General features: G+C 62.3%; 14 protein-coding genes. 2 read left to right on the top strand and 12 right to left on the bottom strand.

From position 1 onward, the window contains the following. Nucleotides 1-84: 84 nt before the first annotated feature. On the bottom strand, nucleotides 85-432 hold the full coding sequence (locus PSCI_RS22915; protein ID WP_045491423.1) for a hypothetical protein: 348 nt from the start codon (nucleotides 430-432) through the stop codon (nucleotides 85-87). Between the two features lie 137 nt (nucleotides 433-569). Then, nucleotides 570-1,469 carry a LysR family transcriptional regulator gene (locus PSCI_RS22910; protein WP_045491420.1) on the bottom strand — a complete coding sequence of 300 codons (900 nt, stop codon included), beginning with the start codon at nucleotides 1,467-1,469 and terminating at the stop codon, nucleotides 570-572. A gap of 136 nt (nucleotides 1,470-1,605) precedes the next feature. On the opposite strand from PSCI_RS22910, the gene salA reads away from it, so the two are divergent. Both salA and PSCI_RS22900 read left to right on the top strand, forming a co-directional pair. Further along, on the top strand, nucleotides 1,606-2,886 hold the full coding sequence (salA, locus tag PSCI_RS22905) for a salicylate 1-monooxygenase (RefSeq protein ID WP_045491418.1): 1,281 nt from the start codon (nucleotides 1,606-1,608) through the stop codon (nucleotides 2,884-2,886). A 42-nt stretch (nucleotides 2,887-2,928) separates the two neighbouring features. Further along, nucleotides 2,929-4,263 (top strand): MFS transporter, encoded by a 1,335-nt coding sequence (locus PSCI_RS22900; RefSeq protein ID WP_045491416.1) that lies wholly within the window; start codon nucleotides 2,929-2,931, stop codon nucleotides 4,261-4,263. On the opposite strand, the gene PSCI_RS22895 is transcribed toward PSCI_RS22900, so the two are convergent. The 10 genes from PSCI_RS22895 to PSCI_RS22850 form a co-directional block, all read right to left on the bottom strand. Beyond that, a complete protein-coding gene (locus tag PSCI_RS22895; protein ID WP_045491414.1) occupies nucleotides 4,247-5,362 on the bottom strand; it encodes an HD domain-containing phosphohydrolase in 1,116 nt (371 codons plus the stop codon). The genes PSCI_RS22900 and PSCI_RS22895 overlap by 17 nt on opposite strands. Beyond that, nucleotides 5,352-8,204, bottom strand: coding sequence for an ATP-binding protein (locus PSCI_RS22890; protein ID WP_045491412.1), 2,853 nt, complete (start codon nucleotides 8,202-8,204; stop codon nucleotides 5,352-5,354). Before PSCI_RS22890 ends, PSCI_RS22895 begins: the two co-directional genes overlap by 11 nt. Before the next feature lie 131 nt (nucleotides 8,205-8,335). Then, nucleotides 8,336-9,040, bottom strand: a complete 705-nt coding sequence (locus PSCI_RS22885; RefSeq protein ID WP_052483487.1) for a metallophosphoesterase — start codon at nucleotides 9,038-9,040, stop codon at nucleotides 8,336-8,338. Nucleotides 9,041-9,111: 71 nt separating this feature from the next. Continuing rightward, the gene (locus PSCI_RS22880) at nucleotides 9,112-9,876 is read right to left on the bottom strand and encodes a DeoR/GlpR family DNA-binding transcription regulator (RefSeq protein ID WP_045491410.1); all 765 of its coding nucleotides are present in this window, start codon (nucleotides 9,874-9,876) and stop codon (nucleotides 9,112-9,114) included. A gap of 83 nt (nucleotides 9,877-9,959) precedes the next feature. Then, nucleotides 9,960-10,646, bottom strand: coding sequence for an SDR family NAD(P)-dependent oxidoreductase (locus PSCI_RS22875; protein WP_084710082.1), 687 nt, complete (start codon nucleotides 10,644-10,646; stop codon nucleotides 9,960-9,962). Nucleotides 10,647-10,953: 307 nt separating this feature from the next. Then, a complete protein-coding gene (locus PSCI_RS22870) occupies nucleotides 10,954-12,078 on the bottom strand; it encodes a sialidase family protein (protein ID WP_045491406.1) in 1,125 nt (374 codons plus the stop codon). Next, on the bottom strand, nucleotides 12,065-13,480 hold the full coding sequence (locus PSCI_RS22865) for a sodium:solute symporter family protein (RefSeq protein ID WP_045491404.1): 1,416 nt from the start codon (nucleotides 13,478-13,480) through the stop codon (nucleotides 12,065-12,067). Before PSCI_RS22865 ends, PSCI_RS22870 begins: the two co-directional genes overlap by 14 nt. 56 nt (nucleotides 13,481-13,536) lie before the next feature. Beyond that, nucleotides 13,537-14,559 carry a 4-hydroxythreonine-4-phosphate dehydrogenase PdxA gene (gene pdxA / locus PSCI_RS22860; RefSeq protein ID WP_045491401.1) on the bottom strand — a complete coding sequence of 341 codons (1,023 nt, stop codon included), beginning with the start codon at nucleotides 14,557-14,559 and terminating at the stop codon, nucleotides 13,537-13,539. Then, nucleotides 14,552-15,832 (bottom strand): four-carbon acid sugar kinase family protein, encoded by a 1,281-nt coding sequence (locus PSCI_RS22855; protein WP_045491398.1) that lies wholly within the window; start codon nucleotides 15,830-15,832, stop codon nucleotides 14,552-14,554. Before PSCI_RS22855 ends, pdxA begins: the two co-directional genes overlap by 8 nt. Continuing rightward, complete coding sequence (locus PSCI_RS22850; RefSeq protein ID WP_045491395.1) at nucleotides 15,829-16,989, bottom strand: iron-containing alcohol dehydrogenase; 1,161 nt, start codon at nucleotides 16,987-16,989, stop codon at nucleotides 15,829-15,831. The genes PSCI_RS22855 and PSCI_RS22850 overlap by 4 nt, the downstream gene beginning before the upstream one ends. Nucleotides 16,990-16,994 lie beyond the last annotated feature (5 nt).

Below are 16,994 nucleotides of genomic sequence, written 5' to 3'. Positions count from 1 at the left end.
CCAATCCGGCTTTTTGAGGCGGCGATACCTTTTGGTTATGCCACTGCCCGGCAATCACCGCAGGTGAATGCCGGGCCGCAAGGCTCAGGGTTTTGCCGGGGGCTGATCGCGAGCTTCCTGGCCACGGTCTTGTTCGCGGAGGATTTTCTGCCGTGCATCACGGTCTTTGCTCTCTTGCTCGTCAATGTCCGGGCTGATCCGGGTCGGTGGCCGTACGCTGCTGCCTGAAGCGTCCATGCCGTTGCCCATCACCGGATCGGTGGGCAGCGAACTGCCTGGCGGCAAGGCGCTGCCCGCCGGTGCGGTTTCGGTGTGGGGAATCGACGATGACTGACCGTCGCCTGGGGACGCAGGTGATGCAGCAAGGGCCGGCACGCTCAGCATGCAGGCCAGCCCGGCAATTGCGAACAGGTTGCTCAGTGAAGTTTTCATGAGACACCTCTTGTTATCAAAAAACAGGGTTAGCAAAAGCAAGGGGTGATCGAAAGCGCGCAGCGCTCAATCTTCGCCCATTACAGGTACGGCACGTGAACGCCGGGAGAAGTTTGTCGGACGCGACGAACGGCCACTCAGTCGCTGAACAACTCGAACATCAAATCCCGAAACCACTGGTTGGCCGGCTCTTTGTGAAAGCGTGCATGCCAGAACAGGTTGATGGTGATTTCCGGCAGCGGCACCGGCAATGGCAGCGCAACCAGGCCGAACGGTTGCAGGCAGGTCGAGGCAAAGCGCTCCGGTACGGTGGCGACCAGGTCACTGCGCTGGAGGATATGCCCGACGGCCACAAAGTGCGGCACTTCCAGGCGGATATCACGCTGCAGGCCGGCGCGGCGCAGATACTGTTCGACTTCACCGTGGCCGGTGCTGGCGGCGGCCACGTGGACGTGACTCTGCCGGGCAAACGCTTGCGCGGTCATCGCTTGCCCGGCCAGCGGGTGGTCGTGACGGCACAGCACCACATAGCGATGCACAAACAGCCTTCGCTGGTAAAAGCCGCTCTGCAGGTTGGGTTGCAGACCCACAGCCAGATCGATCGCGCCGCTGGCCAGTGCTTCGGACAGCTGAGCGTCGCTGCGCACGGTCGTCACCGACAGCCCCGGCGCACGTTGCAGCAGGGTGTCGATCAACTGCGGCATGAAGTAGATCTCACCAATATCGGTCATCGCCAGGGTAAAGCGCCGCCGGCTGCTGGCCGGGTCGAACGCCGCAGGTCGTTGCAGCGCCTGGTGGAGCAGGGCGATGGCCTGGGCCACGGGTTGTGCCAGCTGTTCGGCGTAGGGCGTGGGTTGCATGCTGCGTCCGCTGCGCACGAACAGCTCGTCGTTCAAGGTGCTGCGCAAGCGTTTCAGAGCGTTACTCATTGCCGGCTGGGTCAGCCCGAGATTGTCGGCGGCACTGGACACCTGACGGTCGATGAGTAGCTGGTGCAGCACCAGCAGCAGGTTCAGATCAAGGTCGCGCAGGTTCATGGGGGCTCCGTCGCCGTGGATGAAGCGCTATTCACAGTGGTGATAGATCCTATGCGATCTGCGTTATTTATCAATACAACCGTGCGCCGCAAGATACAGACATTCCAATAACAACCAGCCCGATGGGGTGTCTTACATGCAGAGCAAATCTCCCTTGCGTATCGCAATCGTCGGCGGCGGTATCGCCGGCGTCGCCCTGGCCCTGGACCTGTGCCGCCATGCTCATCTTCAGGTGCAACTGTTCGAATCCGCTGCTGCTTTCGGTGAGGTGGGCGCGGGCGTGTCGTTTGGCGCCAATGCAGTACGGGCCATTGCCGGCCTGGGGCTTGGCGAACCTTATCGGCAGATCGCCGACCAGACCCCGGCACCCTGGCAGGATGTCTGGTTCGAATGGCGCCGGGGAGTCGACGCCGGCTACCTGAGCGCCAGCGTCGCGCCGGGTGTGGGCCAGTCTTCGGTGCATCGCGCAGACTTTCTCGATGCCTTGGCCAGCCGCCTGCCAGACGGTATGGCCTGTTTCGGCAAGCGCGCCGTGCAGGTCACCCAGCAGGCTGAGCGGCTGCAGATCCGCTTCAGTGACGGCACTGAGCATGAATGCGATCTGCTGATCGGTGCCGACGGCATCAAGTCATCAATCCGTGATCACGTGCTCCAAGGGTTGGGCCAGCCGCCGGCTGCACCGCAGTTCAGCGGCACCTGTGCCTATCGCGGGCTGATCGATAGCGAAATCCTGCGCGGCGCCTACCGTGAGCGCGGTCTGGACGAGCATCTGATCGACGTGCCGCAGATGTATCTGGGCCTGGACGCCCATATCCTGACCTTCCCGGTCAAGCACGGCCGGTTGATCAATGTCGTGGCGTTCACGACCGACCGCAGCCGGCCCGATCCGCAATGGCCGGCCGACCAGCCTTGGGTGCGTCAGGCCAGTCAGGCCGAAATGCTCGACGCTTTCAGTGGCTGGAGCGAGGCGGCGCAGGTGCTGCTCGAATGCATCCCGACGCCGAGCCTGTGGGCCTTGCACGATCTGGCGGAGTTACCCGGTTACGTGCATGGCCGCGTGGCGCTGATCGGCGATGCCGCCCACGCGATGTTGCCGCACCAAGGCGCTGGCGCCGGCCAGGGGCTTGAAGATGCCTGGCTGTTGGCCAGGCTACTGGGCGACCCGCAACTGCTGGATGCTGAGGTGCCGCTTATGCTGGCCGCCTACGATGCAGTGCGTCGGCCCCGAGCCTGCCAGGTCCAGCGCACCTCGCGCCAGGCCGGCGAACTCTACGAGTTGCGTGATCCGGCAACGGCCGCCGATCAAGCACGCCTGGGCCAGACCCTGGCCCAGCGTTTCGACTGGCTGTGGAATCACGACCTTGCGGCCGATCTGCAGCAGGCCAAAAGTCGCCTGGGCTGGCTGCAACCAGCCTGAGCTGCCTTGAACGACAATAACGACAATAAAAAGAGTCATGCCATGCACAAGACTAACGTTACCGCCCTGCTGGACGGGGCCCGTTTCAATGCCTTTCATGCCCGCGTGCTGCTGTGGTGCGCGCTGATCATCATCTTCGACGGCTACGACCTGGTGATCTACGGCGTGGTGCTGCCCTCGCTGATGGCCGAGTGGGGGCTCAGTGCCCTGCAGGCCGGCGCGCTGGGCAGTTGCGCACTGGTGGGGATGATGATTGGCGCGCTGTTTTTCGGGTCGATTTCCGATCGCATCGGGCGGCGCAAGACCATTGCCTTCTGTGTGACGCTGTTCAGCGGTGTCACAGCGCTCAACGGCTTGGCCAGCAGCCCGGAAATGTTCGGCCTGTGCCGCTTCATTGCCGGATTGGGCATCGGCGGAGTGATGCCCAACGTGGTGGCGCTGATGAACGAATACTCGCCGCAGCGCTCGCGCAGCACCCTGGTGGCGGTGATGTTCAGCGGCTATTCACTGGGCGGCATGCTCTCGGCGGGCCTGGGTATTGTGCTGATTCCACAATGGGGCTGGCAGTCGGTGTTCTATGTCGCGGCGATTCCATTACTGCTGTTGCCGCTGCTGATTCGCCAATTGCCCGAGTCGATGGACTACCTGCTGCGCAGCGGCCAGACCGCACGGGCGCAGCGCATCCTCGCCCAGGCCGCGGCCGGTTATCGTCCGGCTGCCGACGAGCAACTGCAGCAGGGTGGTGCGGCGCGGGCCAGCGTGTCGATTGCCGAGCTGTTTCGCGAAGGCCGTACGCTCAGCACCTTGATGCTGTGGCTGGCGTTTTTTTGCTGCCTGCTGATGGTCTATGCCTTGAGTTCCTGGCTGCCGAAACTGATGAACAGTGCCGGTTACGGCCTGGATTCGAGCCTGAGCTTCTTGCTGGTGCTCAACGCCGGAGCGATTATCGGCGCTATTGGCGGCGGTTGGCTGGGGGACCGGGTGGGCCTGGGCAAGGTGCTGTTCGGCTTCTTCATCTGTGGCGCGTTGGCCTTGAGCCTGTTGGCTTTCAAGGCGCCGCTGGTGGTGTTGTACCTGCTGGTGGCAATGGCTGGTGCCTGCACCATCGGCACCCAGATCCTGGCCAACGCCTGCGCGGTGCAGTATTACCCGGCCCAGGTGCGCTCCACGGGCCTCGGCTGGGCGATGGGCATCGGCCGGACCGGGGCGATTATCGGCCCGCTGTTGGGCGGGGCGCTGCATGCTTCGGGGTTACCCTTGCAGGCCAGCTTCCTGGCGTTCGCGTTGCCGGGCCTGGTTGGCGCTCTGGCGGTGCTGGTGTTTTTGTGGCGAGGCTCGCGAGCTGCTCAGCTTGTGGCGCTCAGCCCAAAACCTTAGGGTGCAATAAGGCTGAATCCATCAGCGATGGGCGTCGATCGGCTTTCGGTAGACTATGTTCGATGATGGCCTCGATCTCGTCGATAAAGCCTTCGAAGACCTTGACCACGTTCGGGTCGAAGTGTCGGCCGCTTTGTTCGCGGACATGCCCCAGTGCGCGTTGGCGATCCCATGCCTGCTTGTATGGGCGCCTTTGGCGCAGCGCATCGTAGACATCGCACAGGGCCACGATACGTGCTGCCAAGGGAATGGCTTCGGCAGCAAGGCCGTTGGGGTAGCCGCTGCCATCCCACTTTTCATGGTGCGCCAGGGCAATTTGTGCCGCCATGTCAGTCAGTTCGTTGTTGGCCGGGTCTTGCAGGATGGCGTGGCCAATGTGCGCATGGGCTTGCATGCGGGTACGCTCTTCAGGGGTCAGGGCGCCAGGTTTGAGCAGGATTTCGTCGGGGATGCCGATTTTGCCGACATCATGCATAGGTGCTGCCTGGCGGATCAGGTCGCACCACTCTGGTGGCATCCCCATACCATGAGCCAGCATGCCGGCAAATGTACCGATGCGGTAGATATGCTCGCCGGTGTCATCGTCGCGATAAGACGCGGCGCGACCCAGCGCGCGAATCAGCGCTGTGTAGCTTTCAGCCAGTTGCTCGGTGCGTTCCCGGACCCTGGCTTCGAGTTGGCTGTTGACCTGCTTCAACTGCTCGGTGGCTTGTTTGAGAAGCAGGCAGTTCTGGACCCGCAGCATCACCTCGGCCAAGTCAATGGGCTTGCAGATGTAATCATTGGCCCCCAGTTCCAGCCCTTGGCGGCGGCTCTGCGGGTCATTCAGGGCAGTGACGATGATCACTGGCTGTTCGATTCTGTTGCGCTGCCCCAATGCCTGGAGAATGTCATAACCATTGGGCGCAGGCATGTCCAGGTCCAGCAGCAGAATGTCCCAAGGGTTGTGTTCAAGCCAGTGCAGGCCAGCCTGCGGGTCGGTAAAGGTGACAATCTGCTTGATACCGAATGCCTTGAGAGTCGAGCCGAGCAAACGGACATTGGCCGCAACGTCATCGATGATGACGATCGGCGCTTTTAGCTGAAGGTTACGGAACACGTTGGATATCCTCGCACAGGAAAACAGCAGCCAGTTCTCTGAGTTCGTCTGGATCGACAGGCTTGCTCAACAGGCCTTGGCAGTTGAGGTTCAACAGGTAACGCGGAATCTCTTGGGAACTCATCACGATCACGGGTGGACAGCGCGCTTCATAGAGCTCCTGCAGGCTGACCAGCAGTGCCTGAATAGCTGAGCCGATGCAGTCCAGATCAATAAGCAGCAGTTGCACCGGTGCCTGACTCATTTGTTCAAGCACCAGACGGTCCTCGTCCACTATGCGCACACTGGCGATGTTCTTGAATGCCTGCCTGATCAGCGCGCGCTCGGCGTTGTCCTGTTGCAGGCACAGCACGCTGGCCTGGCGATTGCTGGCAGCAGCAGTTGGCTCGCTTTGCGCGCAAGGCAGTTCAATCCAGAACAGGCTGCCGCTACCCAAGGTACTGGTGACTCCGATTTCGCCGTTCATCCGTTGCGCCAGTTCCTTGCACAGCGCAAGTCCGATGCCGGTGCCGGGGATCGCGGTATTTTCCTGGCCCAGGCGCTGAAAGGGCTCGAACAGCCGTGTACGGGCCTGGCTGTCGATGCCGAGCCCGCTGTCCTCGACATAGATGCGAGCACGGCCGTGCTCATGGCGGCAACTCACGGTGACCGCGCCGCCAGGCCGGTTGTATTTGATGGCATTCGATAGCAGGTTGAGTATCACCTGACGCAGCCGCCGTGCATCGGCAATGATCCCGGGGCCGACCTGAATTTCTCCCAGACTTAACGTCAGCTCTGCCTCTTGAGCATCGCGGCTGACCATGTCAACGCATTCGCGTAGCAGTTGCGTGGTATCGATAGGTGCCAGTTGCAAGCGCGCCTGCTCGGCCTGCACGCTCGACCAGCTCAGCAGATCGTTGACCAATTGGCACAGGTGATTGCTGGCGCGGATGATTTCATCGACCGGCCCGGCGCTACCTGGGTTGTTGTAGCTGAGCAACTGGGCGAAGCCATGAATGGCATTGAGCGGTGTCTTGAGCTCATGGGTCATGCTGGAAATGAAGCGTGACTTGGCCAGGCTGGCGGTCTCAGCCTCCAGCGTCTTGAGCCGCAGGTCGGTTTCGACGTTCTTCAGACCGTTGATGTCCATGCAGGTGCCGGCCAGCAACAGTGGCTTGCCGTTGTCTGGATCACGTGCCAACACTCGCCCGCGGCACTGCAGCCATACGGTTTTGCCGTGATGATCGACAAGGCGCAACTCGCATCCGTTGTGATATCGGCCCTTTTCCAGGTCCTTGATAAAACGGATCAAGGCCTCGCTGTCGGCTGGCTGCAGGCGATCATGCAGCAGCCGGTGGTCGCTTATTTTTTCCGGCAGGTTAAAGCGATGACACAGGCTGCCGCGCAGGTTCAGTTCGCGCTTTGCAACATCGAACTCCCACAGCCCTTCAGTGGAACTTTCCATTACCACCGTTAGACGTTGCTGGGCCACGTGACGTGAGTCTTGTGCTTCATTGAGCTGCTCACCCATCGAGCTGGCGCTTCGCGCCATACTGGCCAGTTCGTCGATGTCGGTCTGCGGCCTGTCGGGTTGCCAGTGCCCTTGGCCGATCTGCGCCATCATCTGCGAAACCCCGGCCAGGGGGTGAACCAGGGCCTGGCTGAGGTGCTTGACCCGCCACCAGATGAACAGGAAAAAACCCAGATAAAAGATCACCAGACCGCCAATGAGCCAATAACCCACTTGGCGATAATGGGTGGCCAAGGTATCGGTGGTGGCCGTAATCGCAGCTTCATCTACCACTGCCAGCAAATGCCAGCCTGTGTTGGCCACCGTATCCCAGGCCACCAGATGCGCACGCCCCTCGAAGCGGGTGGTCAGCACGCCACGTGGTTGGCTTTCGATAGCGTTGGCCAGGGCGTCATGGGCGTCGTTATAACGCAGGTTGAAGGTCTGCGGCTTGAGCATCTCGTTGGACACGGCCTGGGTGTAGGCATGCGCGGTCAACTCAATGAGTTTGAAATCATGCTCACCGGCCTCAGGCATGACCATGATGGTCAGGTCCGGGGCCACAAGCATCAGGTAGCCATCCCAAGGCACCTTGAGTTCGCCGATCTGCTTGAGGATGCCGCTGACCGTGATGTCCAGACCGACCACACCCTCGAGAAAATCGCCGCTATACACCGGGGCGATGGCCGACATCATCCAGCCGTTACCGGCCGGGTCCAGATAAACCTCGGTCCAGCGGCTACTGCGCTGCGGGTTATTGCTGGCATCGGCCAGGTAATAGAAGTTGTACTCCGGGATATTCATGTTGTGGGGGTACTGTTGCAGGATATCGAAGCCCGGATAGATTCTGTTGTAGCTGTCCCAACTGTTGAAGTAAACGCTGGCGATCAGCGGGTTGCGGTCTTTGAGTTGCTTGATCAATGGGTCCAGTGTCGCCAGGCGTGTGACCTTGCCAAGGTCTTGGCTGGCCAGCGGGGTATGGCTGGAATAGAACGATGCCACCTGATCATCAGCACCGTTGTCATAGCGCACACCGTCTGCCGAGGTGGCGAGGATTGCAGGGGCGTGCTGCTCGCCCTGCAGGGCGTGTTCGGTCAGCCGGGCAAACAGGTTGGCGTCGTTGCCCAGCTGGCTGAGTTCGGTATTGATAATGTGGGTATTTTGCCCGACTGATTCGGTCAGGTCGCTAACGGCGGTTTCATGCAGGTAGTCGATCTGCGTGTTGCGGATCGACTGGTTGGTAAACAGATAGATGCCGATCAATACCAGCTCCACGGCGATCAATGGGATCAGGGCAGTACTGGCCAATGCCTTCCACATCCAATGCCGCAGGCTGATAGTCTTGTCATTCATGGCCGACCTCGTCAGGCGACGAATTGAGGCTGAAGGTGTGGGGGGCAGAAGTGCTGATAATGGGTGATATCACTTTGACATCAATCTACACATATTAGTAGGGTTTTACGAAGTATGGCAGGCGCCAATGTTCATGCTTTGGTCGTAGGGGATCGTCGGGTATCAGCGTAGTGCAGGGTATCGTCTTGCGCACAGTAGTAAGCCAGCGGGCCCGCACCACCCCCCGTACAGTCCAGAGCCAGCACGTTGCCCAGTCGCTGCGGCGTGTCGACCCGGGTATGCCCGGTGCACACCCGCCAGACCCCGGTCACGCCATGGTGGTTGCCACGGCGGATGCGCTCGCGGCCCCACAGCGCGGTCTCGCTGACCCGTGGTGCATCCAGGGCGCCGGTAAAGGCTTGCCAGCTCAGTTGCGCCGGCACGTCGGCATGCAGGACGCCGACCATCCCGTTGACGGTGTCGATCTCGATCACAATCGGCAGGCTTTGCAGCTTGCGCACGATCATTGCTTTTGAGTCGTCATCGATATACAGCCACCACTCGGCACCGTGGGCCGAGTAGGGCGCGTGGGGGTTGCGCAGCCAGGCGTCGATGAGCATGCGCTCATGGTTGCCTTGCACCATGTAGAACCAGGGCTCGCCCAGCAGCCTGAGTCCTTGCAGCACGCCAGGGCCGCGGTCGATCAGGTCGCCCACACTGATCAGGCGGTCGCGCTCTGGATTGAAGTCCAGCGCTTCAAGACCTTCGAACAATTCCTGCAGTTTGAAGTGGATATCGCCGACCACCAGGTCTCGGCCCTTTGTGTTGCGGGGCAGTCTGAGAAGTTTCTGATCCATGAACGCGAGCGATCTGCAACTGAGGGGCCCTGAGGGTGCGCCATGTGCTGGCGCAGGTCAAACAAGACCGCTCAGTCAGCCTGGAGCAGGGTGATGCGGGTATCGGCCTCGAACTCCAGCAGTGCTTCACGGCGTGCGGTGGTGATCAAGGTCCAGTGCGTGTTGAGCGGTGTCCAGTGTTGCTGCTGATCGCGACCGATCTTGCTGGCGTCGGCCAGCACGAACACTTCGGCAGCCTGCTGCAGCATTTTTTCTTTCAGCCAGGCCTGGTCGGCATTGGCTTCGCACAAACCGCGCCCGGCGACCACGCCGTCGGCGCTGACGAACACCTTGTTGGCAGTCAAGCGCTCCAGAGCGGCGAGGGCCGCGGCGCCGAAGGTGGCCATGCTGCCGGGGCGCAGGTCGCCGCCGAGCAGGGTAACCCGCCCTTCGGGCAGCTCGCGCAAGGCCGGCAGGGCAAGAATGTTGTTGGTGATCACATGCAGGCCGCGCCGCTCCTTGAGCAGTTGCGCCAGGGTCGCGGTGGTGGTGCCGCTGTCCAGTACGATGGTGTCGTTATCCTGGATGTGCGCCAGTGCGGTGCGGGCAATCCGGCTTTTTTCCGGGCCGGACTGGATGCTGCGCTCTTCCAGCGAGGTCTCTGGCGCCTGCTTGCCGATATGCGTTGCACCGCCATAGGTACGCATGATCATGCCTTGCTCGGCCAGCGCGGTGAGGTCACGGCGTACCGTGGCTTCGGAGACCTGCATGATCGAGCACAGACTCTCGACGTTCATATTGCCGTGGTTGGCAAGCACCAGCTCCAGAATGGCCTGGCGGCGTTTGGCGACTTTCATGGCGATCCTTCAGGGGGTGAGGCGACACTTTAGCATTTGTTGCCGGGGGCCCATTGAATCATCTTTGGGCGCTCGGCAACGGCTTACAACGACGCCCCTCCACAGATCACCAGGCTCTGGCCGGTAATGGCCCCGGCCTGCGGGCCGAGCAGGAACGCGGTCATCGCGGCGACTTCCTCGGGTTGAATGAAGCGGCCGATCGGTGGTTTGCGCGGCGGCGTGCCTTGCCGGCCGGGGGCGCTGAGCATCGGTGTCGCGGTGGCGCCGGGGGCGACCAGATTGACGGTGATGCCTTGCGGTGCCAGTTCGATGGCCCAGGAACGCACCAGCCCGACCAGCGCGGCCTTGGTCGCTGCGTATTGGCTACGCCCACTGGCGCCGTTCATGGTTCGGCTGCCGATCAGCACAATGCGTCCGGGCACCCGCAGGCGTCCGAGCAGGCTGTCGACCAGTTGCGTGGCGGCGGCGACATGCACCTGCCACATGGCCGCGCCGTCTTTGGCCAGTAGCTCACCCAGCGGTGCAGTGCGCATGAAACCTGCAGCATGCACGATGGCGTCCAGTTCACCGACCTGTTCAAGGGCGTGCTCAAGTGCTTGATTGTCAGCCATGTCAGCAGCGACCCAGCGCAGTTGCGGATGCTCCAGTGCAGGACGGCTACGGCTCAGACCGATGACCTGCCAGCCATCGTCCAGCAGACGGCTGGCAATGGCCTCACCGATACCGGAGCTGACCCCGGTGACCAGGGCGATGGGGGAATTTTCAGGCATTGAAGGGTTCTCCATAAAGTTGGCCAGACGCACTGCCCCGTAGGAGCAATGCCGATCAGTTAAGCGATTAGTGGGTCTGGTTGGGCCCCGTGGGAGGGGCCGGCCGGCGCCCCGGTCTGCTCGCGACAGGGCCAGTAAAACCGGCACATCTGTTGTAGATGTACTTCTGTATTCGCCAGCAGAGCTGCCTCCCACAAAGATCTCAATGCTCTTAACTGATCGGCATTACCCCGTAGGAGCGGCTTTAGCCGCGAAAAGCATCGCTGCTGAAGCAGCTCCTACGGCGGTTTAGACCTCCAGGTCTGCTTCAGCGGATCGCCGCCAGCGGGATGTGCACGTGCTTGATCTTCTGCCGGAAGTAAGTGAACGCGACATGCAGACTGCCGTCACGGGCCTGGATGATGCTCGGGTAGGAGTACTCGCGATTGAGCTTCTCTTTGGAGTTGTTGGTCATGCAAAAGCCGTCTCCCAGCTCGATATCCAGGCGCAGCGGCCAGCTACGGCCTTCATCGCGAGAAATCGCCAGGCTCATCGGCGCCCTGGGGATGCCCCACACCGCGCTGCGCCCGTCGGCGTTGGCGCCGGGGGTGACACGCTCATCACCCTCGTCCTCGATTTCGTCGTACAACGACAGCCGCCGCTGCTCGATGCCTTCGGCGTTGATCGGGTTGTAGACCAGCGCCAATTCACCGCTGGCCAGGCGCACGTACTGGATCGATGAGTTGTTGTTGGGTAGCTCGGTCGGCGCAGGTGCGCTCCAGGTCCGGCCCTGATCGGTGGAGCGGCTGGAATAAACATGATCGGCCCAGCGGCTGCGGAACAGCCCCAGCAGGCTGCCGTCGGCCAGTTCATGGACGTTCATGTGCACGCAGCCGGTGCTGTGCGGCACGTCGTGACGGCTCCAGGTGCGGCCATGGTCGCTGCTGATCATCACCGCGCTGATGTCATGGGTGCCGACCCATTTTTCGCCAGGCAGGGTGATGCAATACCAGACCGGCAATACCCAGTCGCCGTTGCTAAGCACTTCGGGCGGATGGCGCACGAAAGTACCGGCCTCTTCAAATAGGTCAGCGATTGGCCCCCAGGTCTTGCCGCCATCCTCAGACAGGCGGCGGCGTACCACGGCGGTTTCCTGATTACCGGAAATCTGCGCGGTCCAGATCAGCCACAGTGGGCCATCGGGGGCCTGGAACAGGATCGGGTTCTGCTCGGAGCGGGCAGGGTCATCCGACAGTTGCTCGGCCTCGCTCCAGACACCGCTGTGCGGGTCGCGGCGTGACAGCAGCACGAAGATGTCGGCCATGCCTTCCTGGGTGCCGGCAAACCAGGTGCACAGCAACGTGCCATCAGCCAGTTCATGCAGGTTGGCGGCGTGATTCTGCGCGTAAGGGGTCGGCAGGTAGGCGTCCTGGCGTTGCTCAATTGTTGACATTGCTGGCCTCCGAAGACTGGGTAGCGGGCTTGTTGCTGCGTGGCAGCAGACGTTCGATGCAGATGACCAGGGCAGGGGTCACCAAGGCGATGTACATGTTGTCGACACCGTACGGGTTACCCAGTACATACCACAGGCTGGTGGTCACGGTCGCCGCGCCCAGCCCCCAGGTGGCACCGCGACCGGTGGCGAACAGCGGCAGGTAGATGGCGACCAGGGCAATCACGGTGATCGACAGGCGCAGGGCGCGGGTGAAGAACGACAGGCTGAGGATTTCCGGCACGGCAAAGACGAACACCAGCGGCAGGAAACCGATCACCAGGCTGATGAGCTTGGTCATCTTGAATTCGCGTTCAGCCGAAGGTTTGCACAGCGGTACATAGAAGTCGCGCACCACCAGCGAGGTGATCGCCAGGGCCACCGCGCTGACGCCGACGAACACCGAAGCCACCAGCGAGATGGTCACGACACCGGCCAGCCAAGGGCTCATCGAATGCAGGAACACCGGCATCGCATACAGGCTGTTCATATCGGGGTGCAGGTACTTGGCGACGACGCCGATCAGCCCCAGAGCAATCGAGATCGGCAGGCACAGCAGGCCCGCCCACAGTGCTGAATTGCGCGCCGCGTTGGGGTTTTTGGTCGAACTGATCGCCTGCATGATGTACTGGGTGGAGAAGATCGCGCCCACCGTACCGATGATCCAGGCCATGACCTTGGAGCCGCCGATGGCGCCGGTCCAGGTGAAGTAGTGCTCTGGCAGGCCCTGATGGACCTTGTCGAAACCGCCGGCGAGCTTGACTGCCACCCACAGTACGATCATCACCCCGGCATACTTGACCACGGTGTGCAGGACACTGATGTAAGCCACGCTCTTGAGGCCGCCAAAGGCGTAGTAAAGGGTACTGACGACGGCAGTGATAAAGGCTGCGGTGGGCAGGTTGATGTGCATCACCGTGGAGATCGCCGCCGCGCCGCTGATGTAGTTGCCGACGTTCACCAGCAGCAGGGCATAGATCATGATGATCGACACCATCAGTTTGGCCGAGTAGCCGTATTTGCGCTCAATGAACCCGGAGATGGTGTATTCGCCTGAGCTGTAGAGCTTTCTCGCCATCAGGATGCCGAACAACGGAAAGCCGATCGCCGCCGCCACCACTGCCCAGGCAGCGGCCATGCCACTTTCGAAGGCGGCCTGCGCGGTGCCGATGGTGGACTTGGCACCGATGTATTCGGACATCATCAGCACGCCAACGATAAACGCCGGCATGCTGCGCGCCGCCACCATGTACTGCTCGCTGTTCTTGCTGCGCATGCGCAGGGTCAGCCAGGTGGTGAACAGGACGTAGACGACAACCATCCCGACGATGATTAACGTCGCTTGAGAGTCAAAAGTTTCCATCATTCGCTCCAATTGTTGTTATTCAGGGCTTGCTTGAGGAAAAGATGCATTGAGGTTCAGGCGTGCGCGGGTTGCTCCAGGGTGCGTTTGCGGGTCGCCAGCTCGACCGCCTGACGCAGTGCCTCGATCAGGCTGCGCTCGTCGGCGATGCCCTTGCCGGCGATATCGAAAGCGGTGCCGTGGTCCACGGATGTGCGGATCACCGGCAGGCCGACCGTGACGTTGACCCCGGCTTCCAGCCCCATGACCTTGACCGGGCCGTGGCCCTGGTCGTGATACATGGCCACCACCGCATCGAAGTCGCCGCGCCCGGCGCGGAAAAACAGCGTGTCGGCCGGCAGCGGGCCTTCGACGCGCCAGCCACGGGCGCGCAGCTCGTCAATCGCCGGCTGGATCTTGGTCGCCTCTTCGCCGTAGCCGAACAGGCCGTTTTCACCGGCATGCGGGTTGATGCCGCACACCGCGATCAACGGGTTGTCGATCCCGGCGCGGCTCAGGGTTTCATGGGCACGTTCGATGGTGCGGCGCACCAGACCTGGCTCGATGCGCGCAATGGCGTCGATGATGCCGATGTGGGTCGTGACATGAATGACCCGCAGCGTCGGGGTCATGAGCATCATCGACACCTCTTCGATGCCGGTCAGGTGCGCGAGCATTTCGGTGTGGCCGGGGAAGATATGCCCGCCGGCGTGCAGTGCTTCCTTGTTCAGTGGCGCGGTGCATATCGCGTCCAGGGCACCGGCCTCGGTCAGTTGCACGGTGCGCTCGATATAACGAAAGGCCGCATCACCGGCCACCGCCGACAACTGGCCGTAGGGCAGGTCATGGGGGATCAGCCCCAGATCGATACAATCCACCACGCCTGGCTGAAAGCGGGCCTGCTCGGGCTGTTCGATGGCGTTGACTTGCAGCGTGCCAGCGACGATCCGATTGGCATCGACCAGCCGCTTGGCATCGCCAATCACCAGCGGCCGGCACATGGCATAGACGCTGTCGTGTTGCAGGGATTTCATGATGATTTCCGGACCGACGCCGGCCGCATCACCCATGGTGATGCCGATCACAGGACGCTCAGACATGCTGGGGTTCCTCGTTATTAGGTGGTGTGGGCTCAGAGCGTGAGTCGCGGGCCTGGCACAGATGCTCCCAGGCCTGATAGAGGGTGTCGGGCTGGCCGAAGCCGCCGGCCTTGGTGACGACAGGTAACGTGCGGCCCTGATGGAGGGCGCTGGACAACACCACCCCAGGCGCCAGTTCGCCATGCAGTTGCAGCGCATTGAGCTCAGCGACAGTCAGCAGGGCGCGGGCGGTTTCACCGCCGGTGGCGATCAGCGCAGCGGCCTTGGCTGGCAGGGCAGCCAACAGCCCGGCCAGCGCCTGGCTGAGCTGCGCGGCCTGTTCAGGGGCTCGCTGCGCCTGATCAAGGCTGACCAGCAGGTCGCTGCCGCTGTCCAGCACACTGGCCAGATGAATTGCCAGCGCCTGCCGTTCACTGTGGGCACTGCCATCGAGCAGCAGCCGTGGTTCGACCCGCGCCCAGCGTTGCCCGGTACGCTCGGCCAGCAAAGCTGTCTGGGCCTGGGAGTGACGCGACATGCTGCCGACCACGGTCAGGATCGGCCCGCCTTGTGCTGCCTGCGGCCGGCAAGGCTCGCCTGCGGCGGGTAACCCGAGGGCGGCAGGCAGGTGCAGGGCCAGCCCGGCCGAGCCGACCCAGAACAACCGGTCGGCGAAAGCGGCCGAAGCGAGTGCCAGGCTGTGCAGGTCAGCATCCTGCTCGGCATCGCAGATCAGCACCTGGGTACCGTCGAGCAAGTGCTGGTGCAGCTGCCCGGCCAGATTACCGCCACGCACCTGCAGCAAATCCAGAGCCGCACAGTTCAGACCCTCGCCGCTGAACAGCTCCAGCAGGTTGGCGGTGCCGGTCAGACCCTCGTTGCGCCACACATCACTATCGTTGACCGGTACACCGTCGAGGTACTGAATACTGTCGCGGGTGGTCCTGCGCAGCGCCGGGAACGCCGGTGCTACCAGAGCCATGCCATGTTCCAGCAGGGCGCTGACCTCGCTCGGCAGGTTGCCGCGCAGGGTCGAGTCAATTTTCTTGTAAAGGTAACGACCGCGCAGGGCCGGGTTGCCGAGTACCGAGCGATTGAGCCGGGCAGCGGGCTGCGGCGCCAGGCGGCGGGTGTCGAGGTCCAGCGCAATGACCGGGCAGCCTGAATGATCGGCGGTCTGCTCGAGCAACACGCGGGTCGGCAGGTGGCGGGCGAAGCCGGCGGCGCAATCGGCCGCACCGGACAGATCGTCGGCGATGACCAATAGCCCGACCTGGCGAGCTTCGGCACTCATGGCAGCAGGCACCGATACAACTGCTCAATATCATCCAGGCTCAGGGCCTTGGGGTTATTGATCATCAGCCGGGTGACTTTCGAGGCGGCGACCGCCATGTCGGCCAGATGCTCTTCGGCCACTCCGAAGTCGCGCAGGTTCTGCGGAATCTCCAGGATCCGGGTCCATTGCTTGATCTGCTCGATCAACTTGCCGGCCGCGAGCGTGTCGCTGTCGCCGGGTTGCGCGATGTCGCACACGCAGGCCGCCCGCTTCAGGCGTGCTGCGCAGCTGTCCATGTTGAACGCCATGACATGCGGCAACAGCATGGCATTGGCCACCCCGTGGGTGACATGGAACTTGCCGCCCAGCGGATAGGCCAGTGCATGCACCGCCGCAGTGCCGGCCGCGGTCAACGCCAGGCCGCCGTACATCGAGCCAAGCAGCATGTCGCTGCGCGCCTGCACCGAGCCAGGCTGCTGATAGGCCTCGACGATGCTGCCGGCGATCAGCCGCATCGACTCCAGAGCAAAGGCGTCGCTGATCGGGTTGGCCTTGGTCGAGATAAACGACTCCAGCGCATGGGTAAAAGCGTCCATACCGGTCGCAGCGGTAATCGGCTTGGGCAGGCCCAGGGTCAGGTTGGCATCGAGAATCACCAGGGTTGGCAGCAGATGACGGCTGACCACGCCGATTTTCAGTTCTTCGTCGGGCAGGGTGACGATGGCATTAGGGGTGACTTCCGAGCCGGTCCCGGAGGTGGTGGGGACCAGCACGGTCGGCCTGCCGGGGTGGGCAACCTTGTCGATGCCGAGCATGTCCTTGAGCGGGGTGTCGTTGCTGAGCATCACTGAAAACAGCTTGGCGGCATCCAGCACACTGCCGCCGCCAATGGCGATCAGCGCATCCGGCGCGGCAGGGGCGATGGCGCTGCGGAACACCCCTTCGATATTCTCCAGGGTCGGCTCAATCTCGACGTTATCGATCACGGTGACCGCAATCGACTGCGCTTGCAGTTGCGCGACCACCTGTTCGGTGACGCCCAGACGATGCATGGCGTCCTGGGTGACCAGCACCACACGCTTGAGCGGGGTGTCGAGCAGATGCAGGCGCTCGCCCAGGCTGGCCAGGCTGTCGGGGCCGTGGATGACATGCTTGACGGTTTGAAAGTGGTACATGGTGA

The sequence above is a fragment of the Pseudomonas sp. StFLB209 genome, assembly GCF_000829415.1.
Taxonomy (GTDB): domain Bacteria; phylum Pseudomonadota; class Gammaproteobacteria; order Pseudomonadales; family Pseudomonadaceae; genus Aquipseudomonas.
Note: the sequence above shows the minus strand (reverse complement) of the source record. Positions and strands in the feature narration are given on the sequence as shown.

What these genes read in the sequence shown, in the direction of transcription:
- PSCI_RS22900 (WP_045491416.1), top strand. Translation starts at nt 2,929, where the DNA reads ATGCACAAGACTAACGTTACCGCCCTGCTGGACGGGGCCCGTTTCAAT.
- PSCI_RS22870 (WP_045491406.1), bottom strand. Translation starts at nt 12,078, where the DNA reads ATGTCAACAATTGAGCAACGCCAGGACGCCTACCTGCCGACCCCTTAC.
- PSCI_RS22880 (WP_045491410.1), bottom strand. Translation starts at nt 9,876, where the DNA reads ATGAAAGTCGCCAAACGCCGCCAGGCCATTCTGGAGCTGGTGCTTGCC.
- PSCI_RS22865 (WP_045491404.1), bottom strand. Translation starts at nt 13,480, where the DNA reads ATGGAAACTTTTGACTCTCAAGCGACGTTAATCATCGTCGGGATGGTT.
- pdxA (WP_045491401.1), bottom strand. Translation starts at nt 14,559, where the DNA reads ATGTCTGAGCGTCCTGTGATCGGCATCACCATGGGTGATGCGGCCGGC.
- PSCI_RS22890 (WP_045491412.1), bottom strand. Translation starts at nt 8,204, where the DNA reads ATGAATGACAAGACTATCAGCCTGCGGCATTGGATGTGGAAGGCATTG.
- salA (WP_045491418.1), top strand. Translation starts at nt 1,606, where the DNA reads ATGCAGAGCAAATCTCCCTTGCGTATCGCAATCGTCGGCGGCGGTATC.
- PSCI_RS22910 (WP_045491420.1), bottom strand. Translation starts at nt 1,469, where the DNA reads ATGAACCTGCGCGACCTTGATCTGAACCTGCTGCTGGTGCTGCACCAG.
- PSCI_RS22885 (WP_052483487.1), bottom strand. Translation starts at nt 9,040, where the DNA reads ATGGATCAGAAACTTCTCAGACTGCCCCGCAACACAAAGGGCCGAGAC.
- PSCI_RS22915 (WP_045491423.1), bottom strand. Translation starts at nt 432, where the DNA reads ATGAAAACTTCACTGAGCAACCTGTTCGCAATTGCCGGGCTGGCCTGC.
- PSCI_RS22875 (WP_084710082.1), bottom strand. Translation starts at nt 10,646, where the DNA reads ATGCCTGAAAATTCCCCCATCGCCCTGGTCACCGGGGTCAGCTCCGGT.
- PSCI_RS22855 (WP_045491398.1), bottom strand. Translation starts at nt 15,832, where the DNA reads ATGAGTGCCGAAGCTCGCCAGGTCGGGCTATTGGTCATCGCCGACGAT.
- PSCI_RS22850 (WP_045491395.1), bottom strand. Translation starts at nt 16,989, where the DNA reads ATGTACCACTTTCAAACCGTCAAGCATGTCATCCACGGCCCCGACAGC.